Below are 25603 nucleotides of genomic sequence, written 5' to 3' on the forward strand. Positions count from 1 at the left end.
CGCACCCACCGCTCAAGCTGCGCCCGCTCCTCCGCGGAAAGCGTCAATTCGGCCAGAGCGGGCCCGCGTCGAGACATACCACAGCCTAACAAAAACTAGCAACGAATTAACGACGCAACACACTAGCTGCACAGCACCAGGTCTCAGCGCGTACCCCTAGTCTCGCTAGGGCGCTCTGCGGTAGGGCGCGGCAGGACGCGGCAGCGCACGGCAGGGCGCGGCAGGACGCGGCAGCGCACGGCAGGGCGCGGCAGGGCGCGGCAGCGCACGGCAGGACGCGGCAGCGCACGGCAGGGCGCGGCAGGGCGCGGCAGCGCACGGCAGGACGCGGCAGCGCACGGCAGCGCACGGCAGAGCGCGGCCGGACGCGGCAGGGCGGTTTCAGCGCACCCGGCCCACGCGGGTGGCCGTCGCGAGGGCGGCGACGGCCAGCACCGTACCGAGCAGGAAGCACGCCGTGAACGGCCACGACGCGCCAAGGGCGGTGAGCGAGGCGAACACGAGTCCGGCGACGGCGACCCCGGATGACCCGCCGACGGCATCCGCCATCGCCTGCGCCGAGCTGTTGAACCCCTGGTCGGTCGGCGTGGAGTAGCCGATCATCATGACCGAGAGCCGCGGAGTGGACAGCCCCATGCCGAGGCCGGCGAAGATCCACACGCCGAAGACGGCGAACGGCGAGAGGTCGAAAGCGGAGATCACGGTCGTGCCGACGAGACCCAGGGTGATGGATGCCACGCCCAGGACGATCCAACCCCGGTTGTGCAGGCGCGGGCCGAGTCGGCCCTGCAGCCAGGACCCGCCCGACCAGGCGATCGCACCACCGGTGAGGGCGAGCCCGGCGATCGCGGGACTCAGCCCGTAGCGGGTGATCAGCAGGTACGGGACGTACACCTCGCAGGCCAGCTCGGCACCCGTGATGAAGATGCGCGTGCTCATCACGGACGGCAGCCCCCGCGCGAGCCGCAGCGTTCCGCGGGGCAGAAGCGGACGCACAGCCACCAGGAGCACCGCCATCGCGAGCACGAAAACGATCCACCGCCAGAGCTCGTCGAGCTCCGTCGCCGTTCCGAGCACGAGAACGGCGCAGGCCGCGACGACCGACCACACGATACGGGCCGGCTGCCACGGCGGCACATCGTCGCCCGCAATATCTCCGGATGCTCCGAGCACCCGTCTGATCATCAGCAACCCGGCGACCGCGACGACGATCACGCCGAGGAAGATCCAGCGCCAGCCGACGGTCTCGGCGAGCAGGCCGGCCAGGAACGGTCCGATCAGTGACGGCACGACCCAGGCGGTCGAGAACCCGACGAAGACGTGCGGCTGCAGCCTGGTCGGGTACTGCCGCGCGACGACCACGTACACCGCGACCGTGAGCGCGCCGCCGCCGAGCCCCTGCACGAGGCGTCCGAGCACGAAGACCACCATGTTCGGTGCGAGCCCCGCGATCGCCAGCCCGATCACGAACAGCACGACGGCGATCACGAGAGGCACCGATGGCCCGCGCCTGTCGCACCACGCGCCTGCCACGACCATGCCGACCACGCTGATGGCGGTCGAGCCCGAGAAGGCGAGCGTATAGAGGGATGTCCCGTGCAACTCGTGTGCGATCACCGGCATCACCGTGGTGACAGCCATCGCCTCGAAGGCCACGAACAGCACCAGCGCGCACATCCCGATCGTGATCCAACGGAAGTGCGCACCGAGCACGCCGCCGCGCGGCTCGGCAGCCGGATCCGCCGTCGCGACGCCGGTGCGGCGGGCGGCCGCCCCTCCGGCATCCTCCAGCGGGAGTTCCGACGACGAAGCGGACAGCGAAGCGGAAGACGGCGTCTGGGGTGCGGCATCCGTCTCATCGGTCATGGTGCCCAACCATAAGACCTCAACTATTGTTGAGGTCAATCGCGACAAGGGTGAGGAGGGCCGATGCCCCAACTGGACGGCGGCGCACACCGCATGCTCACGGTGGGCGAGCTGGCCGAGCGCAGCGGCGTCGCGGTCTCGGCGCTGCACTTCTACGAGCGCAAGGGGTTGCTGGCCAGCGAGCGCACGAGCGGCAACCAGCGGCGCTACCGGCGCGACTCGCTGCGCAGAGTGGCGTTCATTCGCGTGTCGCAGCGAGTGGGCATCCCGCTGGCGGAGATCCGCGCCGCACTTGAATCGCTGCCGGAGGGTCGCACACCGACCAAGCGCGACTGGGCCCTGCTTTCGTCGCACTGGCGCGAGGCTCTGGATGCCCGCATCACCGCCCTCGAGCACCTGCGCAACGATCTCACGGGCTGCATGGGCTGCGGATGCCTGAGCCTACGCACCTGCACCCTGCAGAATCCCGACGACTCCCTCGGGGCGACGGGCGACGGCACCGGCCCCCGTCGCTGGGAGTAGGGCGCTCGCCGCACGACGGCCCCGCACGAGCCGTGTGCAGATCCGATTCTATTGACCGGGCGGTCAATCAGGCGTAATGTGGAGACGTCCCTGAGGGGCACATCGAGGAGGTGTGATTCATGAAGAAGTGGACAAGGTGGCAGGACTGGGTGACCGTGGCGGCCGGTGTCGTCGCGGCTATCTCCACGAGTTGGGTGACTCCGGGCGGGCTGTCGATCGTGCTCATGATCGTGCTCGGCGTTCTGCTCATCATCGCGGGACTCATCAACCTGTCGATGCCAGGCCTTGCCTGGATGGAATGGGTGCACGGCGTACTCGGCGTGCTGCTGTTCATCTCTCCCTGGGCCGGCATGTACGCCACGCACATGGGCGCAGCCTGGTTCTCGTGGGTGTGCGGCGGTGTCGCCATCATCGTGGCAGCGTGGGAGTTGGTGCCGATCCCCGGCGGCGACCACCACGTGGCGCACTCGCGAGCCTGACGAGGCCGAACACGATAGCGGGGTGGCAGCGAGACTGCCGCCCCGCCCTTTCTTACCCGCCCTATCCGCCCGGAGCATCCGATGAACCCGCCTCGCAGAACCCGAGAGGCAGCCGAGACTCGCGCAGGCATCCTGGATGCCGCCGAGCGTCTCTTCGCCGAGCGCGGCTTCGACGCCACCCCGACCTCCGCGATCGCGGAGGCCGCAGGTGTGCCGAAGGGGCTGCTGTTCTACTACTTCCCCACGAAGTCCCAGTTGCTGCGCGCCCTGGTCGCGGAGCGGATGTCGCTCGGTCCCGTCGACGTGGACGCGCTTGCCGAGCCGGGAGATCCGGCACGCTCCCTGCTCAACCTGACCGCGAAGATCCGCGAGCTCGAGGATGCCTCGCACGTGATCGGCGTCATCGTGTCACGCGAGCAGCACACGCATCCCGAAGTCCTCTCCGCCCTCCTCGAGCACCGCGACCGGCTGCAGGCCCTCATCGAGAAGGTGCTGGCCGCGAGTTCCCCGGTGCGACCTGCCGCGTCACGCCTGCGCAGCGCGGCGCTGGCGTGGCTCGGCATCCTCGCGCTGGGAACCGACCGCGCGACGGAGGCTGCGCGGTCCGAACTCGCCTCGCTCGCTGAGTTCGTCACCGACGGCCTGCGTCCAGCGCGGCACGGCCGCAGGTCTGCGCGGGCGTAGCGCGGTTCAGACCTCGAACCGCAGGCCCGTCGCCTGCGCCGCGAACTCCCAGACCCGCTTCGCTGTCGCGGGGTCTGCGCACTGCCACGCCGGATCCTGCTTCACGGGCAAACCCTTCACGCGCCATCGCGGTCCCCAGTACGAGCCGCCAACGGCATCCGGATGCGTCGCAGCAGCCAGCACGGACCGCGCGCCGCGATCCTTGCCCTGCGTGAACGGTGCCTGCAGCGAGTCGGCGAACACGGTCATCCGTGACGGCTCGTTGACCCCGGGAATGCGCGGCGTGCGACCGCTGATCGAGTAGCCCGGATGCGCCACGACGCTGGTGGCGTCGAGCTCGGCGGCGCGCATCCGGCGGTCCAGTTCGAACCCGAACGACTCGACGGCGATCTTGGACTGGGCATAGGCCCGCCACGGCGAATAGTTCTGCTCGAGTTGCAGGTCGTCGAGCAGGAACGAGCTGAGGCGCGTGGCCATGCTGCCGAGGCTCACCACGCGCGCGCCGGGAGAGCGCCGCAACACCGGCATCAGGCCGGCCAGCAAGGCGAAGTGGCCGAGCAGGTTCGTGCCGAGCACGAGTTCGTTGCCGTCGGCGGTGGTCTCACGGGACTCGGGTGGATGCACTGCGCCGGCGTTCGCGACGATGAGATCGATCCGCTTGCGCTCGCCCAGTACCTTCGCCGCCGCGGCGACGCTGTCGAGACTGGCCGTGTCGAGCGGGAGCACCTCGACGGATGCCCGCACCCCCTCGCGTGCGCACCTCGCGCGGAGGGCGCGCGCGGCGGCATCCGCCCGCTCCGTGCTGCGGCACGCGAGCACGACATGCGCGCCCGCGCCGGCGAGCGCGGCAGCCGTGAAGAATCCGATGCCCTTGTTCGCTCCCGTCACGACCGCCGTGCGACCGGTCTGGTCGGGGATGTTGCCCGCGCTGCCGTTGTGTGCGGATTGTTCGGCGGCGCTAACGGCGCTCACTCGACCGGGTGCTGCGCGCCGGCGCGCACGTGGTGGTGGATCACCTCGGCCACCACGAAGTTGAACCACTTCTCGGCGAACTCCGGGTCGAGGTGGCTCTCCACGGCGAGCTCGCGCAGGTGCTTGATGTGCTCGCGTTCCCGCACCGGGTCCTCGGCGGGCAGCCCGTGCTCAGCCTTCAGATATCCGACCTGCTTGGTGAACTTGAACCGCTCGGCGAGCAGGTGGATCAGCGCGGCATCGATGTTGTCGATGCTCTCCCGAATGGCGTAGAGGTGCTCCAGGGCGCGCGCGCGGTCATCCTGCTGATCATTCTGGGGCATGTGTCGAGGGTAGTCGCTCTTGGTGCCTCCGACCTTGGTGATCACTCGGTCATCGCGATCGGTTCGCTGAGCGTCCGTTGCAGCACGGGCCGGGTCGCCAGGAGTCCGAGCCAGACCACCAGGATGCCACCGGCGATGCTGGCCGCGATCGTCACCAGCGACAACGGGGCCAGCACGAGCGCCGCGCCGGCCATCGGCAACACGATGACGGCGGCCGTGACCGCCGACCCGACCGTGACGACGCGCAGCGGGGACAGCACAGCGCGAACGCGGGCGGAGTTCATGGTCTTCACGGGCATCCCGAGCCGATCCAGGCTGATGTAGAGCTCGCGGCGGTCCAGGATCGCGGATGCCTGACTCACCCCTACCGAGCACGCCACCATCACGAACGAGATGGCCAGCGTGATGAAGACGCCGGTGCGGATGTCCCCCAGCAGAATGTTCTGCTCCGGCCCACCGCGATCGCCGCTCACCGCTCCGACCATGGCGAGCGCCGTGCCTGCGAAGACCGCGATGAAGCTCGTCATCGAGACGCCGCTCACCTGACGCCAGGCGGCCTTCGGCGATTCGAGCACGGACCGTGCGGCGATGAGGCGCTGCGGTGTGTTCGCCCTGCGCAGTCCCGACATCGCGAACCTCTTGATCACGAACGGGCCGACAAGGCCGAGCACTGCGTTGGCCGCCGCGAATGCCGTGGCCAGCACGACGATCACGGTCACGGCGCCACCGAGCAGGCTGGGATTGGCGACGCAGAACACGACGGCCACGACGACGGCGACGCCAGCCACGACGCGGATCCAATGCGAGCGCGGCGCCGACTGCCTGGTGCGCACGCCGAGCGGCGAGACGACCACGCTGCGCAGACCGATCACGGCGCTGACACCGGCGAGCAGGCCGACCCCCACGACGACGGCCGCGACGATGAGCGGGTTGAGCAGCAGTGCCGCCGCCCCGATCGGATGCCCGCGGAACGAGATCAGTCCTACCAGCGGAGTCAGCGCCAGATAGAGCACGACGCCGCCGAGGGCGCCGACGACGGCGAGCGCGATCGATTCGAGCACGGTCAGGCGGGCGACGAAACCGGTCGTGGCGCCGAGCAGGCGCAGTGTCGCGAGGCGGTCATCCCTGCGCCGAGCCGAGAGGCGTGCCGCGGAGCCGCCGAGCGACGCGAGGGGAACGAGCAGCAGTGCGGACGCGAAGATCGCGAGCACCTGATACGTGAAACCGAGCTCGTCATGCCAGCGGAAGAACGACATCGCACCGGCCAGCGTCGTCAGCAGCAGCGCTGTCGCGACGCCGAACGCCACGATCGGCAGCCCCAGGGCAGCTCTTCCGGATGCCGTCGGTCTCGCGAGCAGGCGGGCGACGGTGAGCGTCTTCATCGGTCCTGCCCCTGCGGTGCGGCGGTTGCCGGGTGGCCCGCGCCCGTTCCCGCACCGATCACCTGCGGCATCGTCCCGGCTCCCGCTCCGGCCGGCGTCTGGATGTAGTCCATGCCCGCCACCTTCGACCGGGTCTCGACGACGAGCCCGTCGCGCAGCCGAACCACGCGGGTGCAGCGGGCGGCGACGCCCTCGTCGTGAGTGACCACCACGAGCGTGCGGCCGCGGCCGGTGGTCGAGGAGATGAGGGCATCCATCACCTCGGCCGACGTTGTGGAGTCGAGCGCGCCGGTCGGCTCGTCGGCGAACACCACGAGCGGCTCGATCACCTGAGCCCGGGCGACGGCGACGCGCTGCGCCTGGCCGCCGGAGAGCTGGCCGATGCGGCGCTGTTCCAGGCCGGCGAGCCCGAGGGCGGCGAGCCAGCCTGCCGCGCGCTGTTCCGCCTCAGGGCGCGGAACGCCGCGCAGCATCAGCGGCAGAGCCGCGTTCTCCATGGCGGTCAACTCCGGAATGAGCAGCCCCTGCTGGAACACGAATCCGAACGTGTCGCGCCGCAGTGCCGAACGCGCGGCATCGTTCAGTTCGCCGACCGACACCGTGCCTTGCGGTGCATGAAGGGCGACCCATCCGGAATCCGGTGGAAGGATGCCCGCCAGCACGTGCAGCAACGTGGACTTGCCCGACCCGGACGCGCCCATGATCGCCAGCGCCTCCCCCGCCTTAACGTCGAGCGTGACACCAGCCAGCGCGTGGGTCTCGCCGTAGGACTTCGTGAGGGCGGATGCCTCGAGAATCGCAGCCATGCATCCATCGTTCCGGTTGTGGTCGTCTCGCGCGTCAGGCCACGGGTTGATTCGGGGCACCGAGGGGTCAGCCGGAGGGATGACGCCGTGAATGTTCTCAGGCGAAGAGCGTCAGCGCTTCTCGGTAGCGGCCGGGGTCTGCGCGGGTCTCCTCTGTTACGAGGATCGAGTGAGGTCCGAGGATGCGCGTGAAGGTGCCGCGGCACGGGATCTCGACGATCTTGGTCAGGCCCGCTCGCCATGCGGGTACGAGCGTGTCGAGGCACACGCGTTCCGGACTCTCGTCGTACGGCTGCGAGACTCGCCTTCCGTGCTGCTTGTAAAAGGCTTCCTCCCACCGCTGGTGATCGGCGGCGGTCAATGCATCAGTGCCGAAGTTCTCACTCCACGATGGGCCCACGAGTTCTTGGAGAAGCTCCGCTCGTTCGCTGGAACCGAGTGCAGAGGCGTGCAGCCGCCTTATCGATTCAGGATCCCGTTGTTTCCCGGCATGCCGAAGGCAGGATTGCCACAACGCGGGCCAGGCGTCCCGCCATGCGGCGATGGGGGCTTTCGCTCGTTCTGCGGAACTCACTCGCGCCGGAGTCGCCGTGAGCACCGGCGGGAGTTCCGAGCCTTCCGGTTCCAGCTGCCACGCCTCTCGTACCCACAACAAATCGAGCAGAGAATGCGCGCTGTCCTCGATCGTGATCACCATGTCATGCGGCCACGGATTGTCCGGCATGGGGAACGTCGATCGCATCGGGCCTCCTCGTATCGGCTGGCCCGCCCACTCTCGAGGACGCGAAGCGAGCGAGTCAAGCAATCGGTCTCGTCCGACATCTACATTTGGCTCTTGACGCATCACTTGTTTTTTGCAAGTGTGGTGCTCATCACATCCGGAACTCATTCCGGACCCGTACAAGGGAGACCACGATGACCGCGATGTTCGTCAACCTGCCGGTGACCGACCTGGAGCGCTCGAAGGCGTTCTACACGGCGCTCGGATTCCGCATCAATCCGCAGTTCACCGATCACAACGCTGCCTGCGTCGTGGTCGAGGAGGACCACAACTACTTCATGATCCTGGTGCGCGACTTCTTCCAGACATTCACCGATCGTCCGATCGGAGACCCGAGCGAGAGCGTTTCGGTGTCGACGGCGATCTTCCTCGACAGCCGTGACGAGGTCGATGCCACGGTCGCCAGGGGTGTCGAGGCCGGAGGCAGCGAGGACCGCCCCGCCGCCGACTACGGCTTCATGTACCAGCGGCAGCTCACCGACCCCGACGGCAACATGCTCGAGTTCGGCTGGATGGACCCGGTCGCCGCCGAACAGGGGCCGGAGGCCTTCGCGAACCAGCAGGCCTGAGCCGCGCCGCTTGTGGCCGCGCGAGACTATGGCCAGTACGGCGGCGTCAGCCAGGCGCTGGAACTCGTCGGGGAGCGTTGGGCGCTGCTGATCGTTCGCGACCTGCTCGTCGGGCCGCGCCGCTACGGGGAACTCGCGGCGGGATTGCCGCGGATCCCGAGCAACATCCTGGCGGCGCGGCTCAAGGAGCTGCAGGCGGCAGGCGTCATCCGCAGGGCGCCGCGCTCCCGCATCATCCTCTACGAACTGACGCCGTATGGCCGGGAGCTCGAGCCGATCGTGCTCGCGCTGGGTGCCTGGGGCTTCAAAACGCTGGGGGAGCCGCGCGCGGAGCAGGTCATCACGCCGGATTCCATGACGATGGATCTCCGCACCGCCTTCCAGCCGAAGGTTGCGGAGGATCTTCCTGCAACCGCCTATTCGGCCCGGGTCGGCCCGGCCGAGTTGTTCGTGCGTGTGGACGGCACCGCTCTGCAGGTCAAGCGCGGCGCCGGAGCCGCCGACCTCGCCTTTTCGGCGGGGGCGGACATCCGTCGCCTCATCTCCGGCGAACTGGAACCGGCACAGGCCATCGACACCGGCGTGGTCGAGGTGCTGCAGGGGCCGCGCGAGCTACTGGGCCGCTTCGCGAGCACATTCCACCTCGCCGCGTGATCGCTCTCCGGACATTGAAGCAACCCGGGCTCACCATCAAGTCACCGTCCCGGACTGCCGCGACGCCGGCCGATGACGACACGTTCGGACTGGAAGTTCCGCTTCGCCGCGACTTCCCAGTCCGAAGTTGCCGTTCGTGGCGGGAGTAACGACAACCCCGGACGGCAATTCTCGACGCCGACGCCGTGAGAGAGCGGACTCAGGGCGACCTTCCGTCGACCTGGCCCCAGTTGTCGCGTGGGCGACGATGGGGCAACGTCCGGGGACAACCGTCGAGAGGCCGCTTCAGGCCACGGGCACCAGGCACGTCGGCGAGCCGGTCGGCACGGTCGTGACGAGTTCGGGCATCCCGTCGCGCAGCCGGAACACGGCGATGTCCTCGCTGAGCTGGTTCGCCACGTAGAAGCGGTCGCCGAGCTGCAGGTGGTGCCGGGGCCACTTGCCACCGCAGTCGACGCTGGTGATCGGATGCACTCTCGCACCGGCATCCGTCACCTCGAGCACGCCCACGACGTTGGCGCCGCGCACCGTGACATGAACATGCCGGTGACCGTCGAACGAGATGTGCGCCGCGGCGTTGCCGTCGCGCTCGTGCGGCATGATCGCCGGCACCACGGATGCCACGGCCAGCGTCTTAGGGTCGAGCACGACGACCTCGATCGAGTACTCGGTCACCACATACACGTGGCCGCTCGGATGCAGCGCCATGTGCCGCGGTCCGCTGCCGAAGGGCAGCACCGTCTCGGCGACCGGCACGAGCGAGGCGCCGTCCGCCCGCCACACACGCACCGTGTCGTGCCCGAGGTCGGTGGTGAGCACGCGTCCGTCGGGCAGGAACATCGCCGAGTGCGCACGGCTCGGTCTGGGCTCATCGGCGATGTCGCTGTACGGGTCGACGGATGCCCGTGCTTCCGCCCGCCCGACGATCGCTCCGCGCTCGTCGAGCTCGTAGGCGAGCACGCGTCCGTCGCCCCAGCACGTGGCGATCGCGTACCCTCCGTGCGGTGCGACCCCGACGTGGCACACCGCCTCACCGGCAGGATGCGCGTCGCCCAGCGGCTCGAGGTCGCCGGTCTCTGTCACGCGGAACGCTCGGATGCGCCCCGCGAACTCCTCGACCGCGTATACGACGGGCAGGGTCGGATGCGTTGCGACGAACGACGGCGAATCCGCTGCGGCCGCGGTATGGATGCCCGTGATCGTGCCTTCCGCACCGTTTTCATCGGGCCCGAGGTCCACGCGGGCGATGCCGCGACCGTGCCCGCCGGAGTCACCCGTGTACGTGCCGAGCCAGAGCGAGGAGGTCATGCATCCAGTCTGGTGGCGCACCTCGATTAAGGTCGCTCAGATGGCCCTAGACGGCGGGAAAAGGGCCATCTGACCGAGTTGAACCGTGGGGGTCACGTGTGGGTGGTGTCCCGGCCGTTCACACGGCGCATCTCCCGAGCCAGTGCGGGATTGTTCTCGGCGATGTGTTCCGTCACGTTCTCGATGACATCCGGAGTCTTGTTCTGACTGAGCTTCGCGCGCGCGTCGAAGCGGGCCACGTGCATCCGCAAGCCCACCGTTCCCTTGGCAATGCGGCGCGTGCCGGCCTCGTCTTCGCTGAGGTGCCGTCCGTTCGGATAGTGGTTCTCGAAGTAGTCCGTGAGCCGGTCGAGCACCCGGTAGTTCTCCTCTTCGGTGAGGATCTCCGGCGTGCCGTAGAGGTGCGCGGTGACGTGGTTCCAGGTGGGAACGAGGTCGCCGGGCGCGTACCAGCTGGGTGAGACGTAGTCGTGCGGACCCTGGATGACCACCAGGATCTCGTGCTGTCCCAGCTCGTGCAGCTCGTCGTCGGGGCGACCGAAGTGGCTGACGATCGTGATGCCATCGGCGTCTTCATCGACCATCACGGGGTAGTGCGACGCGATCAGTCCGTTGGAGGTGGGGGAGACGAACGTGGCCCACGGGTTGCCCCGGATCAGTCGCTTGACCTCTTCGGGATCCGTCATCAGGTAGTGGGGCGTGTGACGCATCGGGAGTCCTTCCATTCCCAGTCGCGACGGAGCAGCGGATGCCTGTGCTCGCGCGCTCGAGTCGCCGTTGGGATGACCTCAAACTATCGCGGGCGACTTGGGGCTCTCTGCGGGTGCTGCTGGCGGGCATCCGTGTGGATGGATATCGTCGGGTGCGGACGGAGGAGTCACAGTGCGGCGTGCAGCATCGGCGGTTGCGATCGCGATCGGAGTTGCAGCTGTGTGCACCGGCCTCGCCGGATGCACCGCACCGAAGCCGGAGCCTGTTCCCCCTGCGCCGACGTTGCTCGTGGCATCCACCCCGTCGCCGTCGCATCCATCGACCGTTCCCTTGGGCACGGTGAACTTCTCGGGCACGGGCAGCGAGACGCTCACTGTCAGGGTGCCGAACGGCTCGGCGTACCTGAACTCGAATTGGGAGTGCAGCAGCGACGGCACGGTCACGCTGGTAGAAGATCCGGGGGTCTTCGAAGGCGGGTCCTGCGGTGGCGACAGCGGCTATCAGATGCCGCTGCCGCCCAGGGTGGCCGTCGTGCACTTCACGATCGCGGTCGATGCCGGGACGACCTGGACGTTCGGCGGCTACTTCACCTGACGCGCGCGGCGAGCACGCAGAATTCGTTTCCCTCGGGGTCGGCGAGCACGACCCACGACTGCTCTCCCTGGCCGATGTCGATCCGCTGAGCGCCGTGGGCGAGAAGTCGTGCCACCTCCGCGTCCTGGTCGTCCGGCCGGAAGTCGAGGTGAAGTCGGCTCTTGCCTTGTTTGGGCTCATCGACCCGTACGAAGTCGAGCGCCGGCTGCTTGTCACGTTCGGGTCGGATCTCGAACTCGTCATCATCGGAGTAGACGACAGACCATCCGAGTGCCTCCGCCCACCACGTGCCGAGCGCGACCGGATCGATCGCGTGGACGATCACCTGTTCCCATGCCAGAGCCATCCCACGAGCATAGGGAGGCCCTGGCACCATCACGCCAGTTCGGTGATCGAGAACGTGTTGCCGTCGATGTCGCGGAAGGCGAACATGGCGGGAACTCCGGGCCACCGGAGGATGTCATCCACCTCGACGCCACGGTCGGCCATGGCTGAGTGCGCAGCGTCGATGTCATCCGTGGTGAAGCGGATGCCGATGGCGCCGCGCGTGACATCCGGCGCGGCGGGCTCCAGCGTGACGATGACACTGTTCTCCGCGGGAGCGAGCTCGATCCAGCGGCTGCCATTCGGCGTCGGCATGTCGCGCAGCACAGTGAAACCGAGCGTGTCGGCGTAGAACCGCAGTGCGGCATCCTGATCGTCGACGGGGATGCTCACGGTGCGAACGCCCGTGATGTGGGCAATGGTGCTCATGACGACTCCTTCATCGCGCCGCGTGGTTCGGCGGCTTCATGGTCATGACGATTCGGGTTCGGCGTGATCGACAGCCGCCCACTCCTCGAATCGTTCCTGCGCTTCGTCGAAGAACACCGTCTTCGCCCGGGTGTAGTCGTCGTAGTCCGGCTTTCCCGCATTCTGCGCGCTCAGGTGTCGCTTCAGCCGTTCGTACCGCTCGCGCTCCTGCGGATGCGCGCGCAGCCAGTCGCGGAACCACACCGTGTACTCACCCCACGGCGAGTCGGAACGGCGCACGTGCAGAATGACGCCGTCGTCGTGCACGAACAGCGACTTCGCCCAGACGTCGTCGCTGACCTGGCGATCTCCACGAGGGATGTCTCGGTCGACTCCCGGAGAATCGGGACGCGAGCCCTTCGCTTCTGTAACCGAGGTGGCGGAGCCTTTCGATGAGAACGACGTCAGACGGAAGTGGCAGCATCCGCACCTGCAGGTCGACGAAGGGTTTCGCCGCGAGGCCGGGAACGGATGTCGATCCGATGTGGTCGTATACGGCGCCACTCGCGCCCGGCATATCGCGGAGAGCTTCGCGGATGCCTGCGAGTAGCTGTTCCGCACGAAGCGGCCAGCGCGGGTCGTAGTCCGAAAGCGCGGCCGGGTTCTGCGTGGATGTCATCGTGTCCACGCTAGTCGGCGACCAATAGGCTCGGCCCATGCGTTCGCACAACCGAGAGCCGTTCGTCATCGGGGTGGATTCCGGCGGAACGCACACACGCGTCGGATGCTTCAGCCTCGACGGCTCGCCGCTCTCGACGTTCACCGGTCGCGGCGGAAGCCCGTTCCACAACCGGAACGCCGCCGAGAACGTGGCCCAGGCGGTGCGCGAGTGCCTCCTGCTTGCCGACCTTGATGCAGCCAACGCTGTGGGCCTTGCAGCGGGAATCGCAGAGATCAAGTCCAGTCCGCTCGACGGCTCTGTGAACCGGTGGGCGGCAGAGTTCTTCAATGAGATCCCGGCGAGCTGCCCGCGGTCGCTCGTCAACGATGCCGTGATCGCCCATCGCGGAGCACTGCTCGGCAAAGCGGGTGTGATCGTCATAGCCGGCACAGGATCGACGGCACTGGCGATCACCCCCGATGGACGCGAGGTGGAGAACGGCTGGTTCGAGCACTACGCCGGTGCCGCACGGCATCTGGCCTTCGATGCGGTGCAAATGGTCCTGATCGGAGCAGGCGGGGAGGATGATGCCGGGTTCGTCTCCGACGTGCTCGCGTATTGGGGCGCGAGCGATGTCGACGAGCTGCGCGCGGTCATCCTCGGCCTTCGAAGGACGGAACGCACGGAGGTCATGCCCCGGTACGGGCGCCTCGCACCCACGATCACTGCGGCGGCGGAGACCTCACCTCTGGCTGATCGGGCCCTTCGCGAGCTCGCTCGAAAGACGGCACGCAGCGTGCAGCTGCTGGCGCCGGTGGTCGGCGACAATCCAGTGCAGGTCGCACTCGAAGGAGCCGTCGCGACGCATCCGTCGTTCCGCCGCCGCTTTGCCGATGCGCTGGCCGAGGAGCCAGGTGCGGTTCCCGTCCTGGTCGTGCCCTCGGCACTCGGCCCGCTGCAGGGCGCAGCGCTTCTTGCGTACGAGGCGGCGGGCGTCCGTTGGAGCGATGGGCTGCTGACCCGCCTACGGACAGCGGTTCTTGCGAATGATTCGCGCGGCGATTATCACCGCACGGCCGCGGTCGCCTCGATCTCTACGAGCTGGTCGTCGTAGCCCAACACCGTCACACCCATCAGAGTGCTCGGAACATCGTGGTCGCCGAAGGTGTCGCGCACGATCCGCCACACGGTGCCCAGAACCGATTGCTTCGTCGTCGCGACGAGCACCCTCGTGCTGATCACGTCGCTGATGGATGCTCCCGCCGCCGCCAACGCCAGCGACATGTTCTCGAGGCACTTGCGCGCTTGCTCGGCGTAGTCGCCGACCGCGGCGGTCGAACCGTCGGCATTCAGAGGACAGGATCCGGCCAGGAATATCAGGCGAGCATCCGCCGGCGCCGTGGCGGCGTAGGCGTACTCCGCGCGGTCGGACAGCTCTGACGATCGGATGAGTTCCACGACACTGGGCACTCGGCCATCTTCCACTTCTCGCGCGGCCACCCGCCAATTCGGACCGCGGAACGACACCTTCACCGCACGGCTCCAGCGCTACTTCTCGGCCGCCGCGCGGAGCATCCGCAGTGCCTGCAACGCGGTGGCGTGCACGATGTCGCCGGGACCGCCGTCGAAGTGGAACTCGCGCACCTCGTGCACGCCCAGGCCCCAGACGGCGACGTACACCGTGCCCACGGGTGCGTCTTCCGCTGGCTCAGGGCCGCCCTCGCCGGTTACGGCCAGTGCGACGTCGGCGGAGGCGAGCTTTGCGACACCACGCGCCATCTGTTCTGCTGCCGTGGCCGTGACGACCGGCCCTTGCTCGACGCCGAGCAGGTCGAACTTCAGCTGCGCCGAGTACGCGACCACGCCGCCGGCGAACCATTCGGACGCCGAACTCGCCGCCCCGAGATGGCTCGCGATTGCGCCGCTCGTGAGCGATTCGGCACACGCCACTCGTAGCGCCTTGTGCTGCGCGAGCCGCGCGATGCTTGACGCCTCCGTCATGCACTCGTCGTTCAGCTCGCCTGGAGACATGCTCCGGTTGTATCGCGACGGTCACTGCCACTGACAGGCCTTGACCGAGCCCTGCGGCGGCGGCTATTCGTCAGGCACCTTCGCTGTTCGAGCCGGTGTGCCGGCATCCGGCCCGACGTACCGCCCGCGCGGACGCAGCCGCAACGGCCGTTGCCCGTACTCATCGAGCGCGTGCGCGACCCAGCCGGCCATGCGGCCGATCGCGAAGATCGCCGCGCCGGCATCCGGCGGCATCCGCGCCGCGATGGTGAGCGCGGCGAGCGCCAGGTCGACATTCGGATGCCTGCCCGTGCGCGACAGAACCTCCGCGGCGAGGCGGTCGACGGCCTCGACCACGGCGGCTCCCTCCGGCAGCTCGGCGACGAGCGGCAACAGGATGCCTGCGCGCGCGTCGATCCCCGGGTAGAGGGAGTGGCCGAAACCCGGCGCCGGGCGAGCCGTACGCGCGACGGTCTGCGCGAGGGCGGTGCGGGCATCCGTTCCGGCGAGAACCAGACGGATCAGCTCGCACGCCGCACCGCTCGCGTTCCCATGCAGCGCGGAGTCCAGGGCGCCGAGGCCGCTCGACACCACGGCATACGGGGTCGCCCGAGCGGATGCCGCGGCCCGCGCCGCCAGCGTGGACACGGCAAGGTCGTGGTCGACGAGCAGCACGAGTGCAGCGTTCAGGGCGCGTACCTCCGCCGCGGACGGCGTCCTGTCCGTGAATGCCTTCCACGCCGCGACCGCGAGGCCACCTGGTTCGGGTGCTCCCTCGCCCGGCCGAGAAGTCGAATTCCGCGGCAATTCCCTTGCCGTCATCGCAACTCTTGACTTCTCGGCGGGTGGCGACCGGAGGACGCGACCACCCAGCGTCGCCACCACGCCGGCGATCATCCGCTCGGCTGCCGGGCGCACAGCATCCGGGTCAAGATCGTGCCTCGTCGGGTCGGCCGCACCGAGAACGGGCACGGCGACCTGCACGCGATCGAGCGGCGTCGCCACGCGACCCAGTGCGACGACGGCCGCGCGGGCCGACGCGATGGCGTACTCGTCCGGCACGAACACCGGGGCGGATGCCTCCAGCGGGCCGCCCCATAGCCAGCGTGCCACGGACTCGTAGGGGTACTTCAGCGCGAGCTCCGCGGCAGACACACCGCGCAGGAACAGCTCACCGTCTTCGATCAGCGCGATGTCGGTGTCGAGCACCATAAGCGGCGATCCGGATGCCCCAGCCGACTGGTCCTCTCGAGCACCCCGGCCGCTCCGCCGCCGCGAGCTTGCGAACCGCTCGATCTCCAGCGCATCGAACGTGGATCCGTGGGCGCCGCGTTCTCGTGCGAGCAGACCGCGCGACACGTACGCGTAGAGCGTCTGCTGCTGCACGCCGAGTCGTGCGGCCGCCTGGGCGGCGGTCAGCCGCGGCAGCGAAGCATCCATGGACTCATCATATTGATTCGATCAACGTTGACGAATGCACGATCAAGTCGCACGCTGAAATCGTCCGATCCCGTCATCGAGGAGGCCGCCATGTCAGTCGCAGACACGAAAGTGCGTCCACCACAGCCCATCGAGGTGCCACGGGGCCTCGCCGGGGTGGTCGTCGCGCAGACATCCATCGGCGATGTGCTGGGCGACGAAGGGCGCTATCACTACCGCGGGCATGACGCGATCGAGCTCGCCCGATCCGGCGACTTGGAGCGCGCATGGCAGTTGCTCGTGCTGGGGTCGCTGCCCGATCCGGATGCCGACAGCCGCTTCCACGAACTCGTCACGAGCCTGCGCACGACGCCCCCGGAAGTGCAGCAGTTCGTGGTGGATGCCGCCACCCGGCAGATCGACCCGCTTCGGGGGCTGCAGGCCACCCTTCCCATGCTCGCCGCCGCGCGCGGGTCCCGGCCGTTGTACGACCTCGATGACGAGGCCCGCGTCGAGGAAGCGCTCGCGGTCGCCGCCGTGGCCCCAGGCATCCTCGCCGCGTTCCAGCGTGCTCGCGCAGGCGACGACCCGTGGCCCGTCAGCTCATCGCGTACGGGCGTCGTGGAGGACTACCTGTTCCGCGTCACCGGAAGAGAGCCCGTCGATCGCGCCATACGCGCGCTGAGCGCGTACCTCATCGCGACGATCGATCACGGATTCAACGCGTCGACGTTCACGGCGAGGGTGATCGCATCCACGGGTGCAGACATGGAGTCCTGCATCGTCGGTGCCCTCGGCGCGCTCTCCGGGCCGCTGCACGGCGGCGCCCCGAGCCGCGCACTGGACGCGCTGGATGCCGTCTCCTCCGATTCCACTCAGGTCGACGGCGCCCGCATCGAGCGGTACCTGCGCGGCGAGCTCTCAGCGGGTCGACGGCTCATGGGCTTCGGTCACGCCGTCTATCGCACGGCCGACCCGCGGTCCCGGCTGTTGCGGGAGGTGGCCCTCGAGTTCGGCGGCCCACGCGTCGAGCTCGCCGTGGAGTACGAGCGTGTCGCCGAGCGTCTGCTCGCCGAGTACAAGCCGGGCCGCGCGCTGCACACGAACGTGGAGTTCTACGCCGCCATCGTGATGGAGCAGTGCGGCATTCCGCGGGAGATGTTCACGCCCACGTTCGCGATGGCGCGCATCGTCGGCTGGACCGCGCACGTGCTGGAGCAGGCGCGGGATCCGAAGATCATCCGGCCGTCGTCCCGCTACGTGCCCGCGTAGAGGTGCCGTAGAGGTGCTTCGAGCGCCAGCGGTTGCCGGCATCACCCCACCGTGCGGAACAGCCGGTTTCCGGCTGCGGTGAATCCGGCACCCACGGCGAGCACGGCAGCGACGCCTCCGACGTAGGCCACTTGCAGATGCTGGCCGTGGTCGGAAACAGTGGCATAGATGAGCACGAACGCGATCAGCGAGACGACAGCGGCGATCGCGGAGACCCACCACAGCCATGCAAGCGATGCGGACCGCTGACGCGCCGCAGGCAGTCCGAGCAGTGCGAGAACGCCGGTGCCGAGGCATCCGCAGATCGCCACCAGAATGAGGCCGGCGACCACGTCGCTCGGGCGATGCCACTGACTGACGAGTGCGAGGACGCCCGTGAGCACCGCGAACGCTCCCCCGCCGAGCGCCGCGGCCGGCCGCCAACGCGGTGTGGTCACGAGGAAGACGGCGAACGCCGCAGCAGCGGCAACCGTTGTATGCCCCGACGGGAATGAGTTGCCGAACGGATCCGTGGCGCCGGTCTCCGGCCGGGAGAGGAAGACGTACTTCGACAGTTCCGCGAGCACGCACGCCACACCGAAGACCACAAGCCCCACGACCAGCTGACGCCATCGGCGAGTGACCACGCCGATCGACACCGTCAGCACGATGCCGGCCCCGAACGCGATCACCGGCACCACATCGAGGAACCGCTCGGAGAACGTGGCGATCGCGTCGTGCTGGCTGTACGCGCCGTTGAAGGCCCGCTCGTCGACGATCTGCCCGGCATAGGTGCGCACGAAGAAGATGTAGACGGCGACGAACCCGGCGAAGAGCCCGAGCGCGGCCACGAAGAACGGCCAGGCACGCAGTCTCGAGGTCACCGCACAATCCTCACATCGCGATCCGGCTCGTTCCTGGGAGCGCGACGCCGCGTCAACGCGCAGACGGCTCCAAGAGGTCGTGCCGCACCACGATCGCATCGCGCGCGGGTCCCACGCCGATGGCCGAGAACCTGGCCCCGGACATCCGCTCGAGTGCCAGCACATACTGCTGAGCGTTCGCGGGCAGATCCTCGAAGGAGCGCGCGCCTTGGATGTCTTCGCTCCAGCCCGGGAACTCCTCGTAGATCGGCACGGCGTGGTGGAAGTCGCTCTGCGACGCCGGAACCTCGTCGTGGCGCACGCCGTCCACGTCGTACGCGACACACACCGGGATGCGCTCCAGCCCGGTCAGCGTGTCGAGCTTGGTGAGCACGAAGTCGGTCACCCCGTTCACACGGGTGGCGTAGCGGGCGATGGGGGCGTCGTACCAGCCGGTGCGGCGGGGGCGGCCCGTGGTCGTGCCGAACTCCGCTCCGCGTTGGCGCAGCCATTCGCCCATCTCGTCGTCGAGCTCCGTGGGGAATGGCCCGGCGCCGACTCTGGTCGTGTACGCCTTGACGATCGCGATCACGCGGTCGATGCGGCCGGGACCCACGCCGGAGCCCGTCGCGGCACCACCGGCCGTCGACGACGACGAGGTGACGAACGGGTAGGTGCCGTGGTCGACATCCAGCATCGTCGCCTGACCCGCCTCGAACAGCACCTGCTTGCCCTCGTCGAGCGCCCGGTTCAGTAGCAGCGACGTGTCGGCCACCATCGGGCGGATGCGCTCGGCATACGACAGCAGGTCGTCAACGACCTCGTCGACCGAGATCGCGCGCCGGTTGTACACCTTCACCAGCAGGTGGTTCTTCTGGTCGAGCGCGCCCTCCACCTTCTGACGCAAGATGCCCTCGTCGAAGAGATCCTGAATGCGGATGCCCACTCGATTGATCTTGTCGGCGTACGTCGGCCCGATGCCGCGCCCCGTCGTGCCGATCTGGCGCTTGCCGAGGAAGCGCTCGGTCACCTTGTCCATCGTGCGGTGGTACTGGGTGATGATGTGCGCGTTCGACGAGATCACGAGGCGCGAGACGTCGACACCGCGGGCGATGAGACCGTCGAGTTCTTCGCAGAGCACCTCGAGGTCGACGACCACGCCGTTGCCGATGACGGGCGTGACGCCCTCGGTCAGGATGCCGGAAGGCAGCAGGTGCAGCGCGTACTTCTCGTCGCCGATCACGACCGTGTGGCCGGCGTTGTTGCCGCCGTTGAACTTGACGACGTAGTCGATTCGGCCGCCCAGAAGATCCGTGGCCTTGCCTTTACCCTCGTCGCCCCACTGGGCACCGACGATGACTGATGCGGGCATGATGCTCCTTGCGTTTTGCGGCCCATCCAGCCTATCGGCGACTGAGGCAAGAGCAGAGCGAGCTTGCTCGCTCTGCCGAGCCGATGGAGCCGGTGAGCGGCGTAGCCGCGATACCGGGGTCTTCAGACAGGCCTGTTCGCCGGCAGGCGGGCTCCGCCGCAGGATGGATGCCTGTCAGTCTTCGCCGCGGATGACGAACGACTCCGTCGGCGGCGACGGGTTCTGCACCGGGATGGGCGCCGTGCGGGACGCCTCGATCTCTGCGGATGCCGTGGGGTCGCACTGCGTGAGCAACTCGTCGATGCGGGCCGCCTCATCGTGCTCGCGGATGGCATCGGCGGCGCGACGCAGCGCGTAGAACGCGCGCAGCGCACCGCGGTTCGGCTCGTGCGACCACGGGACGGTGCCGGTGCCGTCCCAGCCGGCGGCCTCCAGCGCCTCGATCGCCCGGTAGTAGCCGACCCGCGCGTACGCGTACGACTCGAGCGCGGCATCCGGATGGTAGGTGGCATCCGCGAGCTTCGCCCACGCCAGGGGCGAGCGCGGGTACCTGGCCACGACGAGCTTCAGCACCTCCGGCTCGCCGCCGGCGTCGAGCAGCTCGATGACCACGTTCCGATCGGCCGCGAGACGGATCTCGCGCTGGTCTTCGGAGTGGTCGTCCGGGTGCTCGGCGGTCATATGGCCAATGCTAACGAGCCGGGCATTCCGTAACTGGAGGCATACCGTGGGTTAGCGCAGCAGCAGCACTCCGGCGAGCCCGATGCCGGTCACCAGGATGGTGGCGAGCAGCGCCAGCAGCAGCGGACGTCTGCCCACCTTGACCAGCTTGCGGATGTTCACCCCGGCACCCAGCGCGAACATCGCGGCCGCCAGCACCGCACCCTGCGCCGTCTTCGCCACGTCGAGCACCGGTTCGGGAACCACCCCGATCGAGCGGATGACCACCATCACGACGAAGAGCACCACGAAGAGCGGGATGATGGGCGGCCGCTTGCCTGAGGCATCCGTTCCGGTGCGGCGACGGTGCGTTACGCCGACCACGGCCATCATCGGGGCCAGAAGCAGCACGCGCGCGAGCTTGACGACCACGGCGACGGCGAGCGCTCCACCGCCGATGATGCCGCCGACCGCCACGACACCCGCGACCTCGTGCGTCGAAGCGCCCGCCCAGATGCCGGCTTCGCGCTCGGTGAGTCCGAGCAGGGAGCTCGCGAAAGGGATGAACGGGATCATCAGCGTTCCGAACACGGTGGCCAGCGCAACGGCCGCGACGACCTCCTCGTTCTTCTCGGTCTGGATGACGCCGTCCACGGCGGCGACGGCGGATGCGCCGCAGATCGAGAAACCGCCGGCGATGAGCAGCCGCTGCGAGTAGGGAACGCCGAGCCACCTGCCCATCAGCAGCGTTCCGGTGAAGCCGACGCCGACCACAGCGACGACGATGAGGATGACGCCCCACCCGAGACCGAGCACGTCGCCGAGCATCAGTTGAAGGCCGAGCAGCACGATGCCGAGCCGCAGCAGCTTCTTCGCCGCGAACGTCAGTCCGGCCTCGAGCACGCTCGGCACGGGCAGCGTGTTGCGCACGAGCACTCCGAGCACGATCGCGATGAGGGTTGCGCTGAGCACCGGAATGACGGATGCCACGACAAGCGCGATCGCGACCGCCACCGCGCACACCGCGAGGCCGGGCGCCACCCGCAGGGTTCCGCGCCACAACGCGGCCGCGGTGCTGCCCGACCGCGGCCCGAGAGGTTGCGGGGAGGAAGCCGCCGCTCCGCGCGAGCGCGGCCCCGTCGGTTCGGTAGAGGTGGCTGCGACTTCGGCCTCTGCGGGAACGGGGATGGGTGCGGTGCTGGTCACCGTTCCAGCCTGGAATCCAGCGCCGCTCCGCAGTAGCCGTCGGTTTCGCATAGCGGCATATCATTTGGATATGGCTGATTCCGGCATGGCCGACTCGGAGCCGCGGCGCGGCGAGCGCTGGCCCGACCTCGCCGTGCTCGAGCTGCTCGTCGCCGTCTCGGAGCACGGAAGCCTGAGCGCGGGCGCGCGGGCCGTCGGCATGGCGCAGCCCAACGCATCCCGCGCCCTCGCCGCGTGGGAGAAGAGCCTCGGCGTTCGGCTGCTGGAGCGATCGCCGCGCGGGTCACGGCTCACGGCCGACGGCGATGTCGTCGTCGACTGGGCAGGTGCCGTACTGGGTGCAGCCCGCGAGCTGCATACCGCGATCGCGGCACTGCGCCGTGATCAGAACTCGCACCTCACGGTGGCCGCGAGTCTCACGGTGGCCGAGTACCTCATTCCGCTCTGGCTCACGCGGCTCAGGCGCGAGCATCCGAGTCTCGACGTCGCCCTGCTGGTGCACAACTCGAGCGAGGTGTTCGACCTGGTGGCATCCGGGCGCGCTGCCGTCGGGTTCGTCGAGTCGCCCGGAGTTCCGCACTCGCTTCGCCGATCGGCCGTTTCGCACGACCGACTCGTCGTGGTGGTCTCGCCCGAGCACCCGTGGGCGCGGCGCAAGCGGCCGCTCGGCGCGGCAGAGCTCGCCGCGACACCGCTCGTGGTGCGCGAGCCGGGGTCGGGCACGCGCACCACGCTCGACGAGGCGTTGGCCGGGTACCGGCGGGCGGAGCCGGTCCTGGAGCTGTCCAGCAACGCGGCGGTACGCGTGGCAGTGACGAGCGGAGCAGGGCCGGCTGTGCTCAGCGAGCTCGCGGTGGGCGCTGCGGTGCGCGCCGGCGACCTCGTGGCCGTGCCGGTTTCGGGCCTGGAACTGGTACGCACACTGCACGCCGTGTGGACGGATGCCGCGTCACTGCTGCCTGCCGCCGCCGACCTCGTGGGCATCGCTCGCGCATCGAACGGCCATTGAACGCGGGAACGGCCCTTGAAAGGGGTCGTGTCCCGAGCATCCGCTTCGCAGCACAATGAACTGCATGGCTACCACCCGAGGGGCCATCAGAACGCCGGATCAGCGACTTCGCGTTTTCGTGAGCTCGACGCTCCGCGAACTGGAACCCGAGCGCAAGGCCGCGCGCGCGGCCATCGAACGGTTGCGCCTGGCTCCGGTGATGTTCGAGCTGGGGGCGCGACCTCATCCTCCGCGATCGTTGTACCGCGCGTACCTCGATCAGAGCGATGTCTTCGTCGGCCTGTACTGGGAGAAGTACGGATGGGTGGCCCCGGGCGAGGATGTCTCCGGCCTGGAAGACGAGTACAACCTCGCCGATCCCGACATGCCGAAGCTCATCTACATCAAGTCCTCCGAGCGCCGCGACGACCGGCTCCTGCAACTCATCGACCGCATCCGCGAGGACGACAACGCGGCGTATGTCAGCTTCGACTCCGACGAGCAGCTCGCGGAACTCGTCGCCGCCGACCTCTCGACGCTTCTGGCCGAGCGTTTCGACGAGAGCCGCGACAGGCATCCCGAGCCCGAAGCACGTGTGCCGACGGCGGCCGCCCACCCTCGCGATGTGACGGAGCCGGCGCCGTTGGATGCCGCGCGGCCCATCCCGCCGAGCTACACCCCGCTCGTAGGGCGTTCTCGGGAGACCGGCGAGATCGTCGACCTGCTGCGCAACGGAACGCAGCGGGTCGTCACCCTCGTGGGCCCGGGCGGAGTCGGCAAGAGCCGGCTCGCTCTGGCAGTGCTGGAGCTGGCACGTCACGAGTTCGCCGACGGCGCCTACTTCGTGCCGTTGGAGAACGTACTGGAGCCGAACCTTCTGCTTCCCACGATCGCGTACGCACTGGGCGTGCGCGACACCGGCGAGGTCTCGGTCGAGGACCGGCTCTCCATCGTGCTCGCCGGCAAGCGCATCCTGATCGCGCTCGACAACTTCGAGCAGCTCGCCGACGCCGCTCCGATGCTGGTGCGGTTGTACTCCATCGCACCGGAAGCGTCGTTCCTCGTGACGAGCCGCAGCGTGCTCCGCATTCGCGGCGAGCGGGTGTACGAGCTTCCGGGGCTCGGGGTGCCCGACGACAGCGTAGAGGCGACTGTGGAGACGGCCCAGGCCTCGGATGCGGTGAAGCTGTTCGTCGCTCGCGCTACGGCTGTTCGTCCCGACTTCGTGCTCGACGAATCGAACGCCGACGCCGTCGCGCGCATCTGCTCGGAGTTGCAGGGCCTGCCGCTGGCGATCGAACTGGCAGCGGCACGCATGCGCGTGCTCACCCCGCACAGTGTGCTCGATCGCCTCGATGACCAGCTCTCCCTTCTGGTCAACGCGCCACGCGACCTACCCGCTCGGCAGCGCACGCTGCGCAACACGATCGAGTGGAGCGCCAACCTGCTCAGCGAACGGGACCGCGCTCTGCTCTTCGACCTCTCGGTCTTCTCTCTGCAGTTCACGCTCGAGGCCGTCGAGTCGGTCGGTGCCGGGCGCACGTGGACCGGTGCCGAACTGGATGGGCTCGACGACCTCATCGACGGCTCCCTGGTGCGGTTGCACGAGGCGGACGGGAACCCGTCGTACTCCATGCTCGCCACCGTGCGCGAATATGCGCTCGAGAAGCTGCGCGAATCGGGCGAAGAGCCCGCCATGCGCGCGGCCCATGCCGCGCACTACCTCGAACTGGCCCGCAGCCTCGCCCCCAAACTGAAGGGCTCGGGGCAGGCGGATGCTCTCATCCGGCTGGAACGCGAACGCTCCAACCTGCGCTCGGCCATCCGCTATCTCGTCTCCACAGGTCGCTTCGACGATGCCGCCGAGTTCGCCTGGAACCTGCTCGTGTTCTGGTGGATCGGCGGATTCTTCGGGGAGGTGCGCATCTGGATGCAGGAGATACTCGACTCCGCAGCGCCGGTGTCGGAGCGCACCTCGGCCGTCGCGCGCTTCTACGTTCTCTGGATGCTCATGTGGCGGTCGCCGGATGGGACGGTCGTAGACGGATTCGAGCAGGTGCGCCGCACCTTCGAAGCGGAGCACGACGAGGCGGCAGTCGCGGTGGCTCTCGGGTGCACGGCCATGACCCGAGCCCAGATCGACGGAGAGGACCGCGCGGCGGCACGAGCAGAGCTCGAACGAGCCATCGAGCTGTTCCGGCACTCGAGTGACGGATGGGGCGAAGCGGTCGCCTGGGTGACGATGGGCCGGCTCGACATGCTCGACGGCGACAACGAAGCCGCTCTGCACCACTACCAACAGGGCGCGGAGGTCTCCCGGCGCACCGACGATGCGTTCGCCATCACCATCACGGAGCACCACGTCGCTCGGCTCCTGCTGTTCCAGAACCGCCTCGAAGAGGCGGAGCCGGCCTTCGCCGATGCCGCCTATGTCTCAGCGACGCTCGGCCACCTGGAGGGCGCCGCATACGGCATCGAGGGGCTGTGCGCGATCGCCGCGCTTCGTGGGCAGGTGGAGCGCGCCGGACTCCTCGCCGGAGCCGCGCAGGAGATGCGCAAGAAGTCCGGCATGTACGACGCCGCGGCGTTCGTCTACCACCCCGCCTATCTGGAGCCGTTGCGCACCGCGTTTCCCGATCGGATGCGCGACGCGGAGGAGCGAGGCCGCCGGATGCCTCCGGCGGAGGTGATGCGGCTCGCGCTGCCCCCGGACAAGCAGGAGGCGGCCGCAGCCGGGTTCAGCAGGAAGTGACGGCATCCGATCACGCGAGGCTATCTTGCACATATGTG

Annotated in this window: 29 protein-coding genes; 10 read left to right on the top strand and 19 right to left on the bottom strand. The window is 68.6% G+C overall.

All coding sequences use genetic code 11. From position 1 onward, the window contains the following. Window positions 1–381 precede the first annotated feature (381 nt). Entirely contained in the window at window positions 382–1866 is a 1485-nt protein-coding gene (locus tag ACYVII_RS15025) for an MFS transporter (protein WP_460536512.1), read from the bottom strand. Between the two features lie 63 nt (window positions 1867–1929). Here ACYVII_RS15025 and soxR point away from each other — a divergent pair, with 63 nt between their 5' ends. The 3 genes from soxR (at window position 1930) to ACYVII_RS15040 (ending at window position 3551) form a co-directional block, all read left to right on the top strand. Then, complete coding sequence (gene soxR / locus ACYVII_RS15030; RefSeq protein ID WP_460536514.1) at window positions 1930–2388, top strand: redox-sensitive transcriptional activator SoxR; 459 nt, start codon at window positions 1930–1932, stop codon at window positions 2386–2388. 119 nt (window positions 2389–2507) lie between these two features. After that, entirely contained in the window at window positions 2508–2867 is a 360-nt protein-coding gene (locus ACYVII_RS15035; RefSeq protein ID WP_460536516.1) for an SPW repeat protein, read from the top strand. Window positions 2868–2948: 81 nt separating this feature from the next. Continuing rightward, the gene (locus ACYVII_RS15040; RefSeq protein ID WP_460536517.1) at window positions 2949–3551 is read left to right on the top strand and encodes a TetR/AcrR family transcriptional regulator; all 603 of its coding nucleotides are present in this window, start codon (window positions 2949–2951) and stop codon (window positions 3549–3551) included. 6 nt (window positions 3552–3557) lie between these two features. On the opposite strand, the gene ACYVII_RS15045 is transcribed toward ACYVII_RS15040, so the two are convergent. The 5 genes from ACYVII_RS15045 to ACYVII_RS15065 form a co-directional block, all read right to left on the bottom strand. After that, window positions 3558–4523 (bottom strand): SDR family NAD(P)-dependent oxidoreductase, encoded by a 966-nt coding sequence (locus ACYVII_RS15045; protein ID WP_460536519.1) that lies wholly within the window; start codon window positions 4521–4523, stop codon window positions 3558–3560. Then, window positions 4520–4846, bottom strand: a complete 327-nt coding sequence (locus ACYVII_RS15050; protein ID WP_460536521.1) for a chorismate mutase — start codon at window positions 4844–4846, stop codon at window positions 4520–4522. The genes ACYVII_RS15045 and ACYVII_RS15050 overlap by 4 nt, the downstream gene beginning before the upstream one ends. A 41-nt stretch (window positions 4847–4887) precedes the next feature. Beyond that, on the bottom strand, window positions 4888–6228 hold the full coding sequence (locus tag ACYVII_RS15055) for a cell division FtsX domain-containing protein (protein ID WP_460536523.1): 1341 nt from the start codon (window positions 6226–6228) through the stop codon (window positions 4888–4890). Next, window positions 6225–7034, bottom strand: coding sequence for an ABC transporter ATP-binding protein (locus ACYVII_RS15060; RefSeq protein WP_460536525.1), 810 nt, complete (start codon window positions 7032–7034; stop codon window positions 6225–6227). Before ACYVII_RS15060 ends, ACYVII_RS15055 begins: the two co-directional genes overlap by 4 nt. Before the next feature lie 97 nt (window positions 7035–7131). Then, window positions 7132–7395, bottom strand: coding sequence for a hypothetical protein (locus ACYVII_RS15065; RefSeq protein WP_460536527.1), 264 nt, complete (start codon window positions 7393–7395; stop codon window positions 7132–7134). A 554-nt stretch (window positions 7396–7949) separates the two neighbouring features. Between ACYVII_RS15065 and ACYVII_RS15070 the strand changes: the two genes are divergently transcribed. Together ACYVII_RS15070 and ACYVII_RS15075 are read left to right on the top strand one after the other, a co-directional pair. Further along, window positions 7950–8384, top strand: coding sequence for a VOC family protein (locus tag ACYVII_RS15070; protein ID WP_460536529.1), 435 nt, complete (start codon window positions 7950–7952; stop codon window positions 8382–8384). 12 nt (window positions 8385–8396) lie between these two features. Then, the gene (locus tag ACYVII_RS15075; RefSeq protein ID WP_460536531.1) at window positions 8397–9038 is read left to right on the top strand and encodes a winged helix-turn-helix transcriptional regulator; all 642 of its coding nucleotides are present in this window, start codon (window positions 8397–8399) and stop codon (window positions 9036–9038) included. 285 nt (window positions 9039–9323) lie between these two features. Here ACYVII_RS15075 and ACYVII_RS15080 read toward each other — a convergent pair whose 3' ends face one another. Next, complete coding sequence (locus ACYVII_RS15080) at window positions 9324–10346, bottom strand: lactonase family protein (protein WP_460536534.1); 1023 nt, start codon at window positions 10344–10346, stop codon at window positions 9324–9326. A 92-nt stretch (window positions 10347–10438) separates the two neighbouring features. Then, window positions 10439–11056, bottom strand: coding sequence for an FMN-binding negative transcriptional regulator (locus ACYVII_RS15085; RefSeq protein ID WP_460536535.1), 618 nt, complete (start codon window positions 11054–11056; stop codon window positions 10439–10441). 172 nt (window positions 11057–11228) lie between these two features. Between ACYVII_RS15085 and ACYVII_RS15090 the strand changes: the two genes are divergently transcribed. After that, window positions 11229–11651, top strand: coding sequence for a hypothetical protein (locus ACYVII_RS15090; protein ID WP_460536537.1), 423 nt, complete (start codon window positions 11229–11231; stop codon window positions 11649–11651). Here ACYVII_RS15090 and ACYVII_RS15095 read toward each other — a convergent pair. The 4 genes from ACYVII_RS15095 to ACYVII_RS15110 are packed head-to-tail and all read right to left on the bottom strand — an operon-like array spanning window position 11644 to window position 13131. Next, complete coding sequence (locus tag ACYVII_RS15095; protein WP_460536539.1) at window positions 11644–11997, bottom strand: VOC family protein; 354 nt, start codon at window positions 11995–11997, stop codon at window positions 11644–11646. The genes ACYVII_RS15090 and ACYVII_RS15095 overlap by 8 nt on opposite strands. A gap of 29 nt (window positions 11998–12026) precedes the next feature. Next, window positions 12027–12404, bottom strand: coding sequence for a VOC family protein (locus ACYVII_RS15100; protein WP_460536541.1), 378 nt, complete (start codon window positions 12402–12404; stop codon window positions 12027–12029). 42 nt (window positions 12405–12446) lie between these two features. Next, a complete protein-coding gene (locus ACYVII_RS15105; protein WP_460536543.1) occupies window positions 12447–12710 on the bottom strand; it encodes a GrpB family protein in 264 nt (87 codons plus the stop codon). After that, a complete protein-coding gene (locus ACYVII_RS15110; protein WP_460536546.1) occupies window positions 12655–13131 on the bottom strand; it encodes a GrpB family protein in 477 nt (158 codons plus the stop codon). Before ACYVII_RS15110 ends, ACYVII_RS15105 begins: the two co-directional genes overlap by 56 nt. Here ACYVII_RS15110 and ACYVII_RS15115 point away from each other — a divergent pair. Next, complete coding sequence (locus ACYVII_RS15115; RefSeq protein WP_460536548.1) at window positions 13100–14158, top strand: BadF/BadG/BcrA/BcrD ATPase family protein; 1059 nt, start codon at window positions 13100–13102, stop codon at window positions 14156–14158. The genes ACYVII_RS15110 and ACYVII_RS15115 overlap by 32 nt on opposite strands. Here the strand turns inward: ACYVII_RS15115 and ACYVII_RS15120 are convergent. From ACYVII_RS15120 to ACYVII_RS15130, 3 genes are all read right to left on the bottom strand, one after another. Then, the gene (locus tag ACYVII_RS15120; RefSeq protein ID WP_460536550.1) at window positions 14110–14514 is read right to left on the bottom strand and encodes a RidA family protein; all 405 of its coding nucleotides are present in this window, start codon (window positions 14512–14514) and stop codon (window positions 14110–14112) included. The two genes, ACYVII_RS15115 and ACYVII_RS15120, sit on opposite strands and share 49 nt — an antisense overlap. A gap of 78 nt (window positions 14515–14592) precedes the next feature. Then, the gene (locus ACYVII_RS15125) at window positions 14593–15075 is read right to left on the bottom strand and encodes a CinA family protein (protein ID WP_460536553.1); all 483 of its coding nucleotides are present in this window, start codon (window positions 15073–15075) and stop codon (window positions 14593–14595) included. A gap of 63 nt (window positions 15076–15138) precedes the next feature. Continuing rightward, window positions 15139–16494, bottom strand: a complete 1356-nt coding sequence (locus tag ACYVII_RS15130; RefSeq protein ID WP_460536555.1) for a citrate/2-methylcitrate synthase — start codon at window positions 16492–16494, stop codon at window positions 15139–15141. Between the two features lie 90 nt (window positions 16495–16584). Here ACYVII_RS15130 and ACYVII_RS15135 point away from each other — a divergent pair, with 90 nt between their 5' ends. Beyond that, on the top strand, window positions 16585–17745 hold the full coding sequence (locus tag ACYVII_RS15135) for a citrate synthase family protein (RefSeq protein WP_460536557.1): 1161 nt from the start codon (window positions 16585–16587) through the stop codon (window positions 17743–17745). A 41-nt stretch (window positions 17746–17786) separates the two neighbouring features. Here the strand turns inward: ACYVII_RS15135 and ACYVII_RS15140 are convergent, their stop codons facing one another. The 4 genes from ACYVII_RS15140 to ACYVII_RS15155 form a co-directional block, all read right to left on the bottom strand. Continuing rightward, entirely contained in the window at window positions 17787–18608 is an 822-nt protein-coding gene (locus tag ACYVII_RS15140) for a phosphatase PAP2 family protein (protein ID WP_460536559.1), read from the bottom strand. Between the two features lie 52 nt (window positions 18609–18660). Beyond that, window positions 18661–19959 (bottom strand): adenylosuccinate synthetase, encoded by a 1299-nt coding sequence (locus ACYVII_RS15145; protein ID WP_460536561.1) that lies wholly within the window; start codon window positions 19957–19959, stop codon window positions 18661–18663. Between the two features lie 174 nt (window positions 19960–20133). Continuing rightward, a complete protein-coding gene (locus tag ACYVII_RS15150) occupies window positions 20134–20640 on the bottom strand; it encodes a DUF3151 family protein (protein ID WP_460536563.1) in 507 nt (168 codons plus the stop codon). A 51-nt stretch (window positions 20641–20691) separates the two neighbouring features. Then, window positions 20692–21825, bottom strand: coding sequence for a YeiH family protein (locus tag ACYVII_RS15155; RefSeq protein ID WP_460536565.1), 1134 nt, complete (start codon window positions 21823–21825; stop codon window positions 20692–20694). A 70-nt stretch (window positions 21826–21895) separates the two neighbouring features. Between ACYVII_RS15155 and ACYVII_RS15160 the strand changes: the two genes are divergently transcribed. Both ACYVII_RS15160 and ACYVII_RS15165 read left to right on the top strand, forming a co-directional pair. Beyond that, window positions 21896–22834 carry a LysR family transcriptional regulator gene (locus ACYVII_RS15160; protein ID WP_460536567.1) on the top strand — a complete coding sequence of 313 codons (939 nt, stop codon included), beginning with the start codon at window positions 21896–21898 and terminating at the stop codon, window positions 22832–22834. Between the two features lie 64 nt (window positions 22835–22898). Next, a complete protein-coding gene (locus ACYVII_RS15165) occupies window positions 22899–25565 on the top strand; it encodes a DUF4062 domain-containing protein (protein WP_460536569.1) in 2667 nt (888 codons plus the stop codon). Window positions 25566–25603 lie beyond the last annotated feature (38 nt).

The sequence above is a fragment of the Humibacter ginsengiterrae genome (genome assembly GCF_054780115.1).